Below are 14611 nucleotides of genomic sequence, written 5' to 3'. Positions count from 1 at the left end.
CGGAAACAGGCAGGAAACCCCAAGCCGTTCAGCCGCACCGTCGGCGGCGGGCGGACGGTCGGTGTCCTCGTCCCGATGTCCAGGCGACGAGCGTCGCGCCCCAGCCGAGAAGCCAGAGGGCCGCTCCCAGGACACCCGCCTCGACGCTCATGCGGCCGCTGCCGCCGCCGTCGGGAAACCCCCGGTGCGCAGCACGCGCCCGCCGGGCAGTACGGCGTACACCTCGCAGCCGTTCTGCGCCGCCGCCCACTCGACGCCCTCCGCGCCCATGGCGAAGGCGGCCGTGGCGACGGTGTCGGCCTCGGTCAGGGTCGGGGCCACGACGGTGAGGCTGTCGAGGCCGGTGGCCGGACGGCCGGTGCGGCCGTCGAGGATGTGGTCGCCGCGCTCGTAACGCGCGGAGGTCGCGACCGCCGCGTCGGTGAGATCGAGGACGGTGCACAGCTTGTCGGCGATCTCGGGGTGCCGTACGCCGACCCGCCAGGGGCCGCCGGAGACGACCACGTCGCCGCCGGCGTTGAGGCAGAACCGGCCGATCCCGGCCCCGGTCAGCAGCTCCGCCGCCCGCTGCACGGACCAGCCCTTGACCACCGCGCAGGGGTCGAGGCCGCGTCCGGGCAGCCGGACGTCGAAGGCGCCGCCGGTGGCCGCCCGGTAGCGCTCGCAGATGTCGAGGACCTCCACGAGGTCGGCGCTCAGCTCGTCGGCCGACAGCTCGCCCCGGCCGTACCGGGACACCTCGCTGTCGGCCTTGAACGGGCTGAACCGTGCGTCGACCTCGCGCAGCCAGGCGAACACGGCGTCCCCGGTCTCGTCGCGGACGACGGTGTCGTCGACCCGCAGCGAGACCGGGAACCCCATGACGTGTTCGACGCGGTGCACGTCAGGCGCCGTTCGCGTCGATGGCGGCCTGGAGGGACTCCTTGTAGCCGTCGCTCGTGATGGTCGCGCCGGAAACGGTGTCGATGTCCGCACTCTGCGCCGTAAGCGTTTCCGCAATGAGCTTCGGCACAGCGGCCGTCGTCTGCGGGTGGTTCGGCTGCTTCAGCATTTCCACAGCCGTGATCTTGTCGCCCTCGAAGGTGACCTGGACCTGGACGTCGCCCTTCTCGGTGTTCACGGTCGAGCCCGCCACGGTCTGCGAGGCCGCGGCGGACGCGGAGGCCGAGCCCGAAGCAGAAGCCGAAGGAGACGCCGAGGCGGCTGCCGCCTGTGCGTCGATGGCGGCCTGGAGGGACTCCTTGTATCCGTCGCTGGTCAGCGTCGCGCCGGAAACGGTGTCGATGTCCGCGCTCTGCGCCGTAAGCGTTTCCGCAATGAGCTTCGGCACGGCGGCCGTCGTCTGCGGGTGATTCGGCTGCTTCAGCATCTTCACAGCCGTGATCTTGTCGCCGTCGTAGGTCACCTGGACCTGGACGTCGCCCTTCTCCGTGGTCACGGTCGTACCGCTGAAGGTGGTCGATCCCGAGGACGAGGTGGAGGAGGACACGGAGGGCGTCGAGGCGGCCTCGCTGCTGGACGTCGTCCCGGTCGACGGCTCGTAGCGCCAGATCGGGATCAGGCCCGCCACGGAGAGGACCAGGACAGGTATTGCTCGCTTCACGTCGTCTCTCTCATCCCGCCAGGCTGAAGCGTTCGAAGTGGATCTGCGGCTTGGGCACGTCGAGCTCGCGCAGGGTGCCCAGGACCGCGTTCATCATCGGCGGCGGACCGCACAGGAAGACGTCCCGCTCCGCGATGTCCGGCACGAGCGCGACGAGTTCGCGCGGCGCCAGCCGGTCGGGCACCGGCGGCCCGGTGACCAGGTGCAGTTCGGCGCCCTTGGCGAGCGCGAGGTCGCGCAGCTCGTCGTAGAGGACGGCGTCCCGCTCGCCCGCCACCCGGTAGATGACGATCGCGTGCCCGTGGATCTCCTCCAGGAGCGCCCGGATCGGGGTGACGCCGACGCCGCCGGCGATGAGCAGGGCCTCCGGGCGGGTGCGGTGCATCGCGGTGAAGGCGCCGTAGGGGCCCTCGGCGAAGACGCGGGTGCCGGGCTTGATGTGGCGCAGGCCCGCGGAGCCGTCGCCGGCCGCCTTCGCGGTCAGCCGCAGCCGGGTGCCGTCGGGCGCGGCCGACAGGGAGAAGGGGTTCGCCTGCCACCAGCGGTCCTTGGTCAGGAACCGCCACAGGAAGAACTGGCCGGCCCGGGCGGGCAGCCGGTCCAGGTCACGACCGGTGATGTAAACGGATACGACGTTGTCCGCCTCGGGCACGACCGCCTCGACGCGCAGCTGATGGCGCCAGTTCCGCCAGAGCGGCAGGACGAACCGGCCCAGGAGCACCGAGCCGAGGGCGACGCCCCACACCCCGTACCAGTAAGCGGTTGCGGCAGAGGAAGCGGTGAAGGTCGTGCCGACCGCGACCTGGTGGGTGAAGGCCAGCACCACCGCGACGTACGTGTACAGGTGGATGAAGTGCCAGGTCTCATAGGCGAGGCGACGGCGGGCCCAGCGAGCGGAGACGCCGCCGATGACCAGGATCAGCACCATCGCGACGGCGGCGCGCAGCACGCCCTCGACGGTCTCGGCGAGGTCGACGAGCTGGCTCACCGGATTCATCGACGAGGACTCGGCGTAACCGAAGGTGATGAACACCACATGGCCGACCAGCGTCCACAGCAGACCGAAGCCGGTCCAGCGGTGCCAGTTGGTCAGCCGGTCCATGCCGATGCGGCGGTCCAGCCAGGGCAGCCGGGCCACCAGCAGCAGCTGGAACGCCATCAGCAGGGCGGCGTACAGGCCGGCGAACCGGCCGATCACGACGAGCGTGTTGGAAGCGAAGCCCGCCTGGACTGCGAAGAGGGTCACGACGGCCGCGTTCGCGGCCAGCACGGCGTACAGGCCCGTGCGGGCCACTACTTTGGGACGTATCGCCGTGGGGGGGACGGGAGGCGATTGGACGGTCGTCACGGACGGAAACTCCTAGATCGGGTCCTCAGAACACGTAGCTTGTCCGTGCTTTGCTGTCGTTTTCCTGTCGTACAACTTTCAAGATCTTATCGATCCGCGCGCACGCGAGACGCGGGTCTGGCGCTTCGGGGTGGGTGGCGCACTATGGGCGGGTGGAAAAAGTACGACTCCTCGTCGTGGACGACGACCCGCCGATCGCCGATCTCGTGGCGACGGTCGCCCGCTACGAGGGCTGGAACGCGGTCACCGCGAACTCGGGTGAGGAGGCGCTGCGCCGCGCCGCCGACTTCCATCCTGACATCGTGGTGCTCGACCTGATGCTGCCCGACATCGACGGCTTCGGCGTGCTCGACCGGCTGCGGCACACCGGGACGATGGTGCCCGTGGTGTTCCTCACCGCGCGCGACGGGGTCGCCGACCGTGTGGCGGGGCTGACCCGCGGCGGGGACGACTATCTGGTGAAACCGTTTGCGGTGGAGGAGCTGATGGCCCGGCTGCGGACCGTGCTGCGACGCAGCTCAGGACCCGGTTTCCAGCGTTCCGTGCTGCGGGTGGCGGATCTGACCATGGACGAGGACACCCGGGAGGTCCGGCGCGACGGAAAACTCCTCACGCTCACGCCCACCGAGTACGAGGTGCTGCGCTATCTGATGCGCAAGTCCCCGACCGTGCTGACCAAGGCGCAGATCCTCGATCACGTGTGGGAATACGGTTTCGGCGGTCGTTCCAACGTCGTCGAGCTGGTCGTCAGCCGGTTGCGGCGCAAGCTCGACGCGACGGGCGACGACCCGCTGATCCAGACCGTACGCGGTTTCGGATACGTCCTCCGGCAGGCGGCCGAGTGATCCGCCGTTTCTGGCAGGCGTACCGCAGACTGCGGCTCGGCACGCGGCTCGCCCTCGGTCTGGGCGCGCTGTCGCTGGTCGTGTTCGCCGTGGTCGGCGCCACACTGACCATGTACATGCGTGACTATCTGGACCATCAGCTGCGTGACCAGATCAAGCTGGTGCAGGTCGTGCAGTCCAAGGACGCCAAGGCGCACGGCGTCGTGGAGCGCAAGCCGTACTACGGCTGGTACACGGCCGTGTACGACGTCTCCGCGGGCTCTGCCGTGCTGCGCAAGCCGGCCGACGTGCCCGCGGACACCACGGCGCTGACCGCCCTCGCCAAGCACATGGAGAACTCCACCAGCGAGGTCACCCGGACCGTCCGGATCGACGGCGAGGGCGACTACCTGCTGCGCGCCTGCGAGGTCTCGCCCGGTGTGGTGCTGGTCAGCGCCGCGCCGACGGGGAACATCGAGGGCACCGTGCGCCGGCTGATCACTACGCAGGTGGTGGCCTTCGGCCTCGCCCTGCTGGCACTCGTGGTGTTCGGCCGACGGATGCTGAAACGTGGTCTGAAACCGCTCAGCGACATGGCGCACACCGCGCACGGCATCGCCTCGCACGACCTGACCGAGTCGGCGTCCCGGCTGCACCTGCGCGCGGACGCCCCCGGCGGCGGCCCCGAGGTGGAGGAGCTGCGCACGGCCTTCAACACGATGCTGGAGCACATCGACGATTCCCTCGCCGTGCGCGCCCAGGCCGAGCAGCGTCTGCGCCGTTTCGTCGCCGACGCCTCGCACGAGCTGCGCACGCCGCTGATGTCGGTACGCGGTTACGCGGACCTTTTCCAGTACGCGGCCGCCAACGCGCCCGAGGAGCGGGACAAGCACCTGGCCCGGCTGCGCGCCGAGGCCGCGCGGATGGGCGTCCTCCTCGACGACCTGCTGCTCCTGGCCCGTCTCGACGCGGCCGAGGTGGAGACACCGCTGCGGATGGAGAACGCCGACCTGGTGGAGCTGGTCGAGCAGGCCGCCGACGCGTTTCGCGCGAGCCATCCCGGCCATCCGCTGACGGTGTCCCCGGGCCCGGCCCCGGCCGCCGTACCCCTGCGGATGGACCCGCACCGCATCCGCCAGGTCCTGGACAACCTCCTCACCAACGCGGCCGTGCACACCCCGGCCGGCACCCCGGTCCGCGTCGAGGTCGCCGTCTCGTCGGGCACGGCGCGGGTGCATGTCTGCGACCGCGGTCCCGGCATCCCGCCCGAGGACCGCGACCGGGTCTTCGACCGCTTCTACCGCGTCGACAAGGCCCGCAGCCGCGACCGCGGCGGCAGCGGCCTCGGCCTGTCGGTCGCCCGCTCCCTGGTGCGGGCACACGGCGGCTCGCTGGAGCTGGACGCCACGACAACGGCCACGGTCTTCACGGTGACACTGCCGCTGGGCCCGTCCGCGGGCCGGCCGACGGACGCAGGCGGCGCACGGACGGCCCCCGGCGAGGCGTCGGCGTCGACGCGCTGAAGGCGGCAGCGCGCCCCGGCCGCCCGCCCACCCTCACCGGACGTCGACGACCTGACGCCGCGCCTCACCGCCAAGCGACCCACTGCACATCGCGCGCCGCCCGCTGCGCGCCGCCCCACAACCCACCGCAGGCAGCCCACCACGCACGGCCCACTGCCCGCAGCCCTCTGCCCGCAGCCCACTGCCGGGCGACGACGGCCCCTGCACCCCGCGGCGGCGACCGCCGCGCCCCGCGCCGACGACCGCCGTCCGCCCCCGCCGCGACAGCCACTGCTCGCCGCGGCCGCACCGGCCGCCGTTCCCACGGCGACCCGCCGCAGCGCGCCGAGCCGAAAGGGCCCTGGCCGAAAGGACCGACGCTACTGCGGGCCGGGTGAACCTCGGGGGCCGTCCGGGATGAACTTCGAGGGGCACGGGCAGAAATCCCACAGCCCCACCGCACCTCCCCCGCGCCTGCCCCGCCCCACCGCATCGCGGTCGCCCTTCGGCCCGCACTCCGTCGGCTTCCGGACACCGCACCGTCACACCGGAGGGGAACCACTCCCCCGTCCCCTCCCCAGCTCGCCCCCGATCCGTCAAGCCGCCGCGCGCGGTCACGACGCGGAAGGACGACGTGCGCCGTGTCCCTGCTGCCCCTCGACGAACCCGCGGCCCCGCCCCCACCCCCACGCGCGGACGACCGCAGACGCCCCCTGATCTCCTCCGCCGGCCGCCGCGCTCTCGGCCTGCTCCCGATCCTGCTGCTCGCGGTGTGGGCGGCCATCGACTGGCATGCGGTCCGTGACGGCGTCGCCCGGCTGGCCACCGCCGACCCGTGGTGGCTGCTGGTCGGCCTCCTGTTCACCTACCTGGGCGCGGTCGCCGCGGCCTGTGTCCGCCAGGGCGCGGTCCTGGACCGGTTGCCGCCGGGCCCCCTGGTGGCCTCCCAGATCGCCGCGGGCGCCGCGAACCATGTGCTGCCCGCGAGCATCGGCGCCCACGCGGTCACCGTCCGGTTCCTGCAGTGCCAGGGCATCCCGCTGCCCCGCGCGACGGCCTCGATCGCCCTGTACTCCCTGGTCAGGGCCGTGGCGAAAACACCTGTGGTGCTGATCTTCCTGCTCGCCGCCCCCACCGCCGTACCGCCCTCCGCGCTCCTCCCGCAGGGGCGGACGCTGTTGCTGGCCGCCGCGGGACTGCTGCTGGCCCCCACGGCGCTCGCGGCGCTGCTCACCGTCGCACGGCCGCTGCGCCGCCCCGCCCTGGACTTCGTCCGTACGGCCCTCACCGACGTCCGGCAGCTGCACACCCGTCCTTCCCGCTTCCTCCCCCTGTGGGGCGGAGCGGTCGCGGCGCCGCTGATCCAGGCGAGCGTGGTGGCCTCCGTGGGGACGGCGCTGGGCCTGCCCCTGTCCTGGGCGCAGCTGCTCTTCGCGTTCCTGGCGGCGAGCACCGCGGCCGGGGCCGTGCCCGCGCCGGGCGGCATCGGCCCGGTCGACGCGGCCCTGGTGCTCACCCTGGCCGGCTACGGCACCCCGCTGCCCCTGGCCACGGCCACGGTCATCGGCTACCGGGTGCTGACGGTCTGGGTACCGCTCGCGCCGGGGATGCTGGTGCTGTCGGCGATGGTGCAGCGCAAGCAGCTGTAGCCCGCCGCCGACAGCGCTCACCCCCGGCCGCCCCGGCGGCCGTCACCCCTGGCCGCCCCGGCCACCCCGGCCGTCACACCCGGCCGCCCCGTCCGTCCCGGCAGCCCTCTTCCTCAGCCCTCGCCGTCCGCCGCCAGGCGCAGCGAGATGCTGTTGATGCAGTACCGCTGGTCGGTCGGGGTCGGGTAGCCCTCACCGGCGAACACATGCCCGAGGTGGGAGCCGCATCGGGCGCAGCGCACCTCGGTGCGCACCATCCCGTGCGTGCGGTCCTCGATCAGCTCGACGGCGTCGCTGTCCTTCGGGTCGAAGAACGACGGCCAGCCGCAGTGGGAGTCGAACTTGGTGTCGGAGGTGAACAGTTCGGCGCCACAGGCCCGGCAGGAGTAGACGCCCTCGGCCTTGGTGTCGGTGTACTCACCGGTGAACGCGGGCTCGGTCGCGGCCCCGCGCAGGACGGCGTACTCGGCCGGGGTCAGCTCCGCCCGCCACTTCTCGTCCGGCTTTTCGACGTCGTACGGCATGAGCCTCAGCCCCTCACTGGGAAAGACGGTCCAGAATGCGCGGGCCCAGGTCCGTCACGTCACCCGCGCCCATGGTGAGAACGAGATCACCGGCCTTCGCCATTCCCGCGATCACGGACGGCACCTCGTCCTTGTCGTGGACGGCCGTCACGTCCGCGCCCGCCGCCCGGGCCGCGGCGATGATCAGCTCGCTGGTCACGCCCGGGATCGGGTCCTCGCGCGCGGGGTAGACGTCGAGGACGACGGAGGCGTCGGCCAGGGCCAGGGACACGCCCATCTCCTTGCCGAGTTCCTGCGTCCGGGAGAACAGGTGCGGCTGGAAGACGACGAGGATGCGGGCGTCGCCGACCGCCGCGCGCATCGCCTCCAGGTCGGCCGTCATCTCGGTCGGGTGGTGGGCGTAGGAGTCGATGACCTGGACCCCCGCCTCCTCGCCCTTGAGCTGCAGCCGGCGCTTGACGCCCGTGTACGCGGCCAGGGCGGGGGCGAGTTCGGCGGCCGGGACGCCCAGGGCGACGCCGGCCGCGAGCGCGGCGACGGCGTTGTGCGCGTAGTGGCGGCCGGGCACGGAGACCGTGAAGGTGAGCTCGCGTCCGTCCAGCAGGACGGTCACCTCGCTCTTCAGCCCCTGGGGGACGACGGACAGCACGCGCACGTGGGCGTCCTCGGCCTCCCCGTACGTCACCACCCGCACGCCCTCGACGCGCCGCGTCAACTCCCGCGCGCCCTCGTGGTCGGCGGTGATCACCAGCGTGCCGCCGGGCACGATCTTGCCGGCGAAGGTCTCGAACGATGCGTAGATCTCGTCCATCGAGGCGTAGTTCGCGTGGTGGTCGAGCTCCACGTTGAGGACGATGGCGACCTCGGGGGCGTACTTGTGGAAGCTGCGGTCCGATTCGTCCGCCTCGGCGACGAAGATCTCGCCCTCGCCGTGCAGCGCGTTGGAACCGGGCGCGTCCAGGTCGCCGCCGATCGCGTACGAGGGGTTGAGACCGAGTTCGGACAGCGACACGGCCAGCATGGACGTGGTGGTCGTCTTGCCGTGGGTGCCGGCGACGGCGATCGGACGCAGGCCGTCCATCAGCCGGGCGAGCGCGTCCGAGCGGTGGACGACGGGGACGCCCAGCTCGGCCGCGCGGGCCAGCTCCGGGTTGTCCGCGCGGATCGCCGACGAGACGACGACACAGCTCGCGTCGTCGGCCAGGTGCTCGGCGGCGTGTCCGATGTGCACGGTCGCGCCGAGGGCCCGCAGCGCCGCCGCGGTCTCCGACTCCTTGGCGTCGCTGCCGGCCACCTTCGCGCCGCGCTGAGCCAGAATCTTCGCGATCCCCGACATCCCGGCCCCGCCGATGCCGATGAAGTGCGGTCGGTCCATGGCGGTAGGAAGGCCGGGTGCCATGCGTGTGTCTCCAGGGTGCGCTACGACGGTGGACGCGCCCCAGCCTATGGGGTCGGGCCCGCCGCGCCTCCCCAGGGGCGTGGGGAACGCCGCGGCCGGCCGCCCGCGACCGCGGGGCCCGCTAGGCCTTGCTGTGCGAGAACAGCTTCAGCACCGGCACCCCCACCTTGTGCCGGGCCCGCGAGGCCCAGTCCCGGTGGAAGAACTCCTCCACGTAGTGGGGATCGGTCAGCACGATCACCTCGTCCGCCCCGACCTCCGCCACCAGGGACTTCAACGCGTCCAGCGGATGGTCCTCGACGAGCCGCCCCACCGCGTCGTGGCCCGCCGCCTGCAACGCCTGGAGGGACACCGCCAGGGCCCGCTCGCCGAACCCCTTGGCCTCGTCCCCCTCGGGCGTCTCCCGCTCGCGCGCCGCCTCGTCCAGCTCGCCCAGAGCCACGTCGTCGATGGCCCGCAGCAGGCGGTCCGCCTGGTCGCCCCGCGGCTGGAGCAGCACGTGGAAGGAGACCGGCTCCTCCCCGTGCAAGGTGCTGACGAACTCCACGTCGGCGGACGTCAGGGCCTTCTCGATCATCAAAACGCTTGTGAACACCAGCGCCCCATTCTCCTTCGAGGACCCCCGTGGCCCTCTCTCCTCCGTGGGCCGTTCCGCGGCCCTGCGGAAACCATCCTTCCCCGTGCTCGCACGGGGACTGCGAGATTTAGTGTGCCCGTCGGAAGCTAAACGGAACGATCGATTCCGCCGATTCCACTGATTCCGCTGATTTCAGGACCAGTGATATCGGTCAAACCCATTTCGGCATCGTCGAACGCATTTCGGCATCACGGTCGCCGGTACCTGCCGAACAGAAAACCCTCCTCCTCCAGCAGGGACGCCAGTGCGAACCGCCGCGGAACCGCGACCGACGGCCCGCCCGCGATGCGCTGTGCGTCGCCGGCGACGAGCATCGGGGAGAGGGTCAGACACAGCTCGTCCAGTACCCCGGCGGCGACGAACTGCCCCAGCAGCCGTGGCCCGCCCTCGGTCAGCAGCCGGGTGTGCCCGAGCCCGGCGAGGGCCAGGACGGCGCGGGCCGGATCCACGCCCGTGCCGTCTCCGGCGACCACCACCCGCACGCCGGCCTTCTCCGCGGCCGCGACCCGGTCGGGAGGGGCCGCGGCGCCGGTGAGGAGCAGGGTGGGGACCAGGGGCGAGGTGAAGAGCGGCAGCGAGAAGTCCAGGTCGAGGCCTGCGGTGACCACCGCGACGGCGGGCGCGGGCCCCTGCCCGGCCGCCGCGCGCCGCTCGGCGAACTCCGCACGCGCGCGTGCGGGACGGTAGCCCTCCAGCCGTACCGTTTCCGCGCCGACGACCACCACGTCCGCGAGCCCTCGCAGCGTGCCGAAGATCCGCATGTCGGCAGCGGTGGAGATGGGCTGCGAGCGCCCGTCGTGCTGGGCGGCGCCGTCGAGCGTGGACACCATGTTGGCGCGCAGCCAGGGCTGTGGCTCCCCGGGCGGGGCTTCCGGGTAGGCGTAGGCGTCGGCGAGCTCGTCGAGGCTCCACTCACGGCCGAGGGCCGTGCCGTCTCGCGTGCCGCCTCCCTCGCCACCCCCTTCGCCGGGGGCCCCGAGCGGCCTCCCGCCGGGGTCGGTCGTCACGGTCTGGACTGTCTGGTCGGTCACAGGGAACAGCCGTCGCATGCCAGGCAGTCTGGCACGCCCCGTAGCATGGGGAACCGTGTCGTCCTCCTCCCCCGCCCCCGGCCTCAGCCCGATAGCCGACGCGGCCCCCGTGTCCCTCTGCGCCCGTCAGCCGCACGTCCCCGCGGACCGGCTGGTCGCGGAGATGGTGCCGCCGCCGCGCTTCGACTCGGTCCGTTTCAGCACCTACCTCCCGGACCCGAACCAGCCCAGCCAGACCGCGGCGGTGGGCGTCCTGGACGACTTCGCGGCCGGACTGGGCGGGGCGCACGCCACGGGCACCGCCAAACGGGGGTTTCTCGGCTTCGGCAGGGCGAAGGCGCCCAAGGCGCCCGCCGGGCCGCGCGGCGTCTACCTGGACGGCGGCTACGGCGTCGGCAAGACCCACCTGCTGGCGTCCCTGTGGCACGCCACCCCGGCCGAGCCCGCCCTCAAGGCGTTCGGCACCTTCGTCGAGCTGACCAACCTGGTCGGCGCCCTCGGCTTCCAGCAGACGGTGCGGACGCTCTCCGGACACCGTCTGCTGTGCATCGACGAGTTCGAGCTGGACGACCCCGGCGACACCGTTCTCGTCTCGACGCTGCTCGGCAAGCTGGTCGACGCCGGCGTCGCGCTCGCCGCCACCTCCAACACCCTGCCCGGCAAGCTCGGCGAGGGCCGGTTCGCGTCCGCCGACTTCCTGCGTGAGATCCAGGGTCTGTCGGCGCACTTCCGCGCGCTGCGCATCGACGGCGAGGACTACCGCCACCGCGGCCTGCCCGAGGCGCCGGCGCCGTACTCGGACGAACAGGTGGCGAAGGCGGCGTACGCCACCGAGGGCGCCTCGCTCGACGACTTCCCGCACCTGCTGGAGCACCTCGCCAAGGTCCACCCGAGCCGTTACGGCGCGCTGACGGACGGCCTGAAGGCGGTCTGTCTCACGGACGTGGCGCCGGTGCCCGACCAGTCCACGGCCCTCAGGCTGGTGGTCCTGGCCGACCGGCTCTACGACCGCGAGGTCCCGGTCCTGGCCTCCGGGCTCCCCTTCGACCAGTTGTTCAGCGAGGAGATGCTGAACGGCGGGTACCGCAAGAAGTACTTCCGGGCGATCTCCCGGCTCACCGCGCTGGCCCGCGACGCCAAGCGGCTCGTCGAGCCTCGCTGACGGATCGTCACAGCTCGGGTCAAGGGTCGGTTCGCGCCAGATCACCCCCTCTTTTGAGGCGCACTTCTTTTCGAAACGCTCAGTTAACCCTGCAAACAACTTTGCAGGGTTACCGTGTTTCTTGACCAGTCATTGACCAACCGTTGGTCTGGACTAGAGGAGAGAGTGCCGGGAGGGGGGCGCATGTTGCGAGGTAGGACGGTCAAGACCGCCTTCGCGCTGCTCGCCGCCGTGCTGCTGGCCCTTCCGTTCTTCGCATCCACCTCCTCGTTCGCATCCGCGCATACCGTGCGTCAGGTCGAGGCCAAGGCTCAGCCCGGATTCAAGCCCTCGGGCAAGCCCGTACGCGACGAGTTCGTCACGATCCGCGGCTGCGACCGGTCCGGCGGCCCCGCCGATCCGCTGCGCTCCCGCGACCACCGCCGCGCTGCCCTGTGCACCGCCCCCGCTCCCCAGGAGCCCGAGCGCGCGCTGCTGGCACTGGACCCGGCGGCGGCGCACCAGCCGACCCGGCCGGCCGAACCGTACGAGCACGGGTCGAGACCCTCGACAACGCACTCTCCGGCGGCGCTTCAGGTCTTCCGCTGCTGAGAGAGCAGCGAGCAGAACAGCAGTTCCCCCACCTGTCCTGTGTCCTGCACAGCCGTTCCCGCACACCTGTTCCGGTGCAGCCGCGCTGTTCCGGTGCAGTCGCGCCGTTCGGGTGCCCGCGCTGTGCATCTGTCCTGTGTCCTGCACATCCGACGCGCCCCCACTGCGCGCCAGGAGGAGTCACCACGTCATGCAGCCCCTCATCGACAACGCCCGTACGTTCGGACAGCGCCCTGAGGAGTTCGCCAAACTCGCCGAAGGCCAGTCGCCCCAGGTCCTCTTCATCACCTGCTCCGACTCGCGGGTCGTGCCCGCCCTGATCACGGGCGCCCGCCCCGGCGAGCTCTTCGAGCTGCGCACCGCGGGCAACATCGTTCCCCCCTACGGCTCCGCCCTCCCCACCGGCGAGGCGGCCACCATCGAGTACGCCGTGGAGGTCCTCGGCGTCCAGGACGTCGTGGTCTGCGGCCACTCGCACTGCGGCGCCGTCGGCGCGCTGGTGCGCGGCGACGACCTCGACGGCGTCCCCGCCGTACGCGACTGGCTCGCCCACGCCGCGGACGAACCGGGGACCGCCGATCCCGACGACCCGACGGTCATGCGGGCGGTGCAGAACCATGTGCTCGCCCAGCTGCTGCGGCTGCGCTCCTACCCCTGCGTGGAGAAGCGGCTCGCCGAAGGCCGGCTGCGGGTGCGCGGCTGGTACTACGAGGTACACACCGGCGCCGTGCGCGAACACCGCGTGGACACCGACGGCTTCGAAGCCCTGTGAGCGCCCCGATGAACCAGAACGCCGACCGGCGGACGTCCCGCCGAATATCCCCGCGCATATCCGGGTTCCCCCATCTCAGGCAGGACTTCGCCGCCTCGCTCGTCGTCTTCCTGGTCGCGCTCCCGCTGTGCGTGGGCGTGGCCGTGGCCTCCGGCGTGCCGGCCGAGCTCGGGCTCGTCACCGGCATCGTCGGCGGCCTCGTCACCGGGCTGATGCGGGGCAGCAGCCTGCAGGTGTCCGGCCCGGCGGCCGGACTGACCGTGCTGGTCTTCGAGGCGGTGCAGGAGTTCGGCCTGCCCGCCCTCGGAGTGATCGTCCTCGTCACGGGCGCCCTGCAACTCGCCATGGGCGCCCTGAAGCTGGGCCGCTACTTCCGGGCCATCTCGGTCTCGGTCGTCGAGGGCATGCTGGCCGGGATCGGCCTGGTGCTGATCGCCGGTCAGCTGTACTCGGTGGTCGGCGCCAAGGCGCCGGCAGCCGGTCTGGAGAAGATCGCCGGGCTGCCCGAGGCGCTCGTGGACGCGGCCGGCAGCGCCGCCGCGTCGGCCTCGCTCGCGCTCGGTGTCGGCACCGTCGCGGTGCTGGTGTTGTGGAAGCGGTTGCCGAAACAGGTCCGCACGGTGCCCGGCCCGCTCGCCGCGGTGGGCCTGGCGACGGTCGCCGCCCTGCTGCTGAACCTGCCCGTGGCCACCGTCGAGGTGCAGGGCCTGCTGGGCGCGGTCCAGCCCCCGTCGCTCGGCTCCTTCGGCGAACTGGCGGACGTCGGCCTGCTCGGCACGATCGTCGCGTTCACCCTGATCGCGTCCGCCGAGTCGCTGTTCAGCGCGGCGGCGGTGGACCGGCTGCACGGCGGCCCGCGCACCGAGTACGACAAGGAGCTGATGGCGCAGGGCGCGGGCAACGCGCTCTGCGGGATGCTCGGCGCGCTGCCGATGACCGCGGTGATCGTGCGCAGCGCGGCCAATGTGCAGGCGGGCGCGCGCACGAAGGCGTCCCGCGTGCTGCACGGCGTGTGGCTGCTGCTGTTCGCGGCCCTGCTGCCGGACGTGCTGGCCTACCTCCCCATCCCGGCGCTGGCCGGCATCCTCGTCCACGCGGGCGCCAAGCTCGTGCCCGTGCGGGCGATCGTCGGGCTCTGGCGCGAGCACCGCGGCGAGGCGCTGATCCTGGTCGCCACGGCCGTGTCGATCGTCGCGGTCAGCATGTTCGAGGGCGTGCTCATCGGTCTGGCACTGGCCGTCGCCAAGACGGCCTGGGAGGCCTCGCACATCAGGACGGAGGTCGTCGACAAGGGCGCCGGGCCGGTCCAGGCGTATCTGTCGGGCAACGCGACCTTCCTGCGCCTGCCGAAGATCCTCGACAGCCTGGAGGCCCTCCCGCAGGACCGCCCGGTCGAACTGGACCTCTCGGGCCTGCACCACCTCGACCACGCCTGCCGCTCGGCCCTGGAGACCTGGGCGGAACGGCACAGCGCGGTCGGCACGGAGCCGGTGAAGGTCACGGAACCGGTGACGACCGGCTAGCCGCGCAGCCCGTCGTCCGGCCCGGGGCTCGGGGCGTGGCCCCGGG

The 14611-nt window shown here is 72.2% G+C and carries 14 protein-coding genes; 7 read left to right on the top strand and 7 right to left on the bottom strand.

All coding sequences use genetic code 11. From position 1 onward, the window contains the following. Nucleotides 1-147 precede the first annotated feature (147 nt). The 3 genes from ACWD4O_RS01355 to ACWD4O_RS01345 are packed head-to-tail and all read right to left on the bottom strand — an operon-like array spanning nucleotide 148 to nucleotide 2951. Nucleotides 148-861, bottom strand: a complete 714-nt coding sequence (locus ACWD4O_RS01355) for an FAD:protein FMN transferase (RefSeq protein WP_451276719.1) — start codon at nucleotides 859-861, stop codon at nucleotides 148-150. Nucleotides 862-883: 22 nt separating this feature from the next. Then, entirely contained in the window at nucleotides 884-1603 is a 720-nt protein-coding gene (locus tag ACWD4O_RS01350) for an FMN-binding protein (protein WP_451276241.1), read from the bottom strand. A 10-nt stretch (nucleotides 1604-1613) separates the two neighbouring features. Beyond that, nucleotides 1614-2951, bottom strand: coding sequence for a ferredoxin reductase family protein (locus ACWD4O_RS01345; protein ID WP_451276239.1), 1338 nt, complete (start codon nucleotides 2949-2951; stop codon nucleotides 1614-1616). Nucleotides 2952-3103: 152 nt separating this feature from the next. Between ACWD4O_RS01345 and ACWD4O_RS01340 the strand changes: the two genes are divergently transcribed. The 3 genes from ACWD4O_RS01340 (at nucleotide 3104) to ACWD4O_RS01330 (ending at nucleotide 6926) form a co-directional block, all read left to right on the top strand. Continuing rightward, nucleotides 3104-3796 carry a response regulator transcription factor gene (locus tag ACWD4O_RS01340; RefSeq protein WP_451276237.1) on the top strand — a complete coding sequence of 231 codons (693 nt, stop codon included), beginning with the start codon at nucleotides 3104-3106 and terminating at the stop codon, nucleotides 3794-3796. Further along, nucleotides 3793-5298, top strand: a complete 1506-nt coding sequence (locus tag ACWD4O_RS01335; protein ID WP_451276235.1) for a sensor histidine kinase — start codon at nucleotides 3793-3795, stop codon at nucleotides 5296-5298. Before ACWD4O_RS01340 ends, ACWD4O_RS01335 begins: the two co-directional genes overlap by 4 nt. A gap of 620 nt (nucleotides 5299-5918) precedes the next feature. After that, entirely contained in the window at nucleotides 5919-6926 is a 1008-nt protein-coding gene (locus ACWD4O_RS01330) for a lysylphosphatidylglycerol synthase transmembrane domain-containing protein (protein ID WP_450945309.1), read from the top strand. Nucleotides 6927-7039: 113 nt separating this feature from the next. Here the strand turns inward: ACWD4O_RS01330 and msrB are convergent, their stop codons facing one another. The 4 genes from msrB to ACWD4O_RS01310 form a co-directional block, all read right to left on the bottom strand. Further along, nucleotides 7040-7450: a peptide-methionine (R)-S-oxide reductase MsrB gene (gene msrB / locus ACWD4O_RS01325; RefSeq protein ID WP_451276232.1), complete on the bottom strand. Its 411-nt coding sequence runs from the start codon at nucleotides 7448-7450 to the stop codon at nucleotides 7040-7042. A gap of 13 nt (nucleotides 7451-7463) precedes the next feature. After that, on the bottom strand, nucleotides 7464-8849 hold the full coding sequence (murC, locus tag ACWD4O_RS01320) for a UDP-N-acetylmuramate--L-alanine ligase (RefSeq protein WP_451276230.1): 1386 nt from the start codon (nucleotides 8847-8849) through the stop codon (nucleotides 7464-7466). 121 nt (nucleotides 8850-8970) lie between these two features. Continuing rightward, entirely contained in the window at nucleotides 8971-9444 is a 474-nt protein-coding gene (locus ACWD4O_RS01315; protein WP_351907145.1) for an indole-3-glycerol phosphate synthase, read from the bottom strand. 230 nt (nucleotides 9445-9674) lie between these two features. Beyond that, entirely contained in the window at nucleotides 9675-10535 is an 861-nt protein-coding gene (locus ACWD4O_RS01310) for a pyrimidine reductase family protein (RefSeq protein ID WP_451276228.1), read from the bottom strand. Here ACWD4O_RS01310 and zapE point away from each other — a divergent pair. The 4 genes from zapE (at nucleotide 10534) to ACWD4O_RS01290 (ending at nucleotide 14565) form a co-directional block, all read left to right on the top strand. Continuing rightward, nucleotides 10534-11679: a cell division protein ZapE gene (gene zapE, locus ACWD4O_RS01305; protein WP_451276226.1), complete on the top strand. Its 1146-nt coding sequence runs from the start codon at nucleotides 10534-10536 to the stop codon at nucleotides 11677-11679. The two genes, ACWD4O_RS01310 and zapE, sit on opposite strands and share 2 nt — an antisense overlap. Nucleotides 11680-11862: 183 nt before the next feature. Further along, a complete protein-coding gene (locus ACWD4O_RS01300; protein WP_451276224.1) occupies nucleotides 11863-12270 on the top strand; it encodes a hypothetical protein in 408 nt (135 codons plus the stop codon). Nucleotides 12271-12460: 190 nt separating this feature from the next. Beyond that, complete coding sequence (locus ACWD4O_RS01295; protein WP_450945315.1) at nucleotides 12461-13042, top strand: carbonic anhydrase; 582 nt, start codon at nucleotides 12461-12463, stop codon at nucleotides 13040-13042. A gap of 8 nt (nucleotides 13043-13050) precedes the next feature. Further along, nucleotides 13051-14565: a SulP family inorganic anion transporter gene (locus ACWD4O_RS01290; RefSeq protein ID WP_451276221.1), complete on the top strand. Its 1515-nt coding sequence runs from the start codon at nucleotides 13051-13053 to the stop codon at nucleotides 14563-14565. Nucleotides 14566-14611 lie beyond the last annotated feature (46 nt).

This window comes from Streptomyces sp. NPDC002623 (assembly GCF_053592635.1).
The sequence above is the reverse complement of the archived record's forward strand: the minus strand, read 5'-3'. Positions and strand labels throughout refer to the sequence as shown.

What these genes read in the sequence shown, in the direction of transcription:
- msrB (WP_451276232.1), bottom strand. Translation starts at nt 7,450, where the DNA reads ATGCCGTACGACGTCGAAAAGCCGGACGAGAAGTGGCGGGCGGAGCTG.
- ACWD4O_RS01355 (WP_451276719.1), bottom strand. Translation starts at nt 861, where the DNA reads ATGGGGTTCCCGGTCTCGCTGCGGGTCGACGACACCGTCGTCCGCGAC.
- ACWD4O_RS01290 (WP_451276221.1), top strand. Translation starts at nt 13,051, where the DNA reads ATGAACCAGAACGCCGACCGGCGGACGTCCCGCCGAATATCCCCGCGC.
- ACWD4O_RS01295 (WP_450945315.1), top strand. Translation starts at nt 12,461, where the DNA reads ATGCAGCCCCTCATCGACAACGCCCGTACGTTCGGACAGCGCCCTGAG.
- ACWD4O_RS01300 (WP_451276224.1), top strand. Translation starts at nt 11,863, where the DNA reads ATGTTGCGAGGTAGGACGGTCAAGACCGCCTTCGCGCTGCTCGCCGCC.
- zapE (WP_451276226.1), top strand. Translation starts at nt 10,534, where the DNA reads ATGCCAGGCAGTCTGGCACGCCCCGTAGCATGGGGAACCGTGTCGTCC.
- murC (WP_451276230.1), bottom strand. Translation starts at nt 8,849, where the DNA reads ATGGCACCCGGCCTTCCTACCGCCATGGACCGACCGCACTTCATCGGC.
- ACWD4O_RS01310 (WP_451276228.1), bottom strand. Translation starts at nt 10,535, where the DNA reads ATGCGACGGCTGTTCCCTGTGACCGACCAGACAGTCCAGACCGTGACG.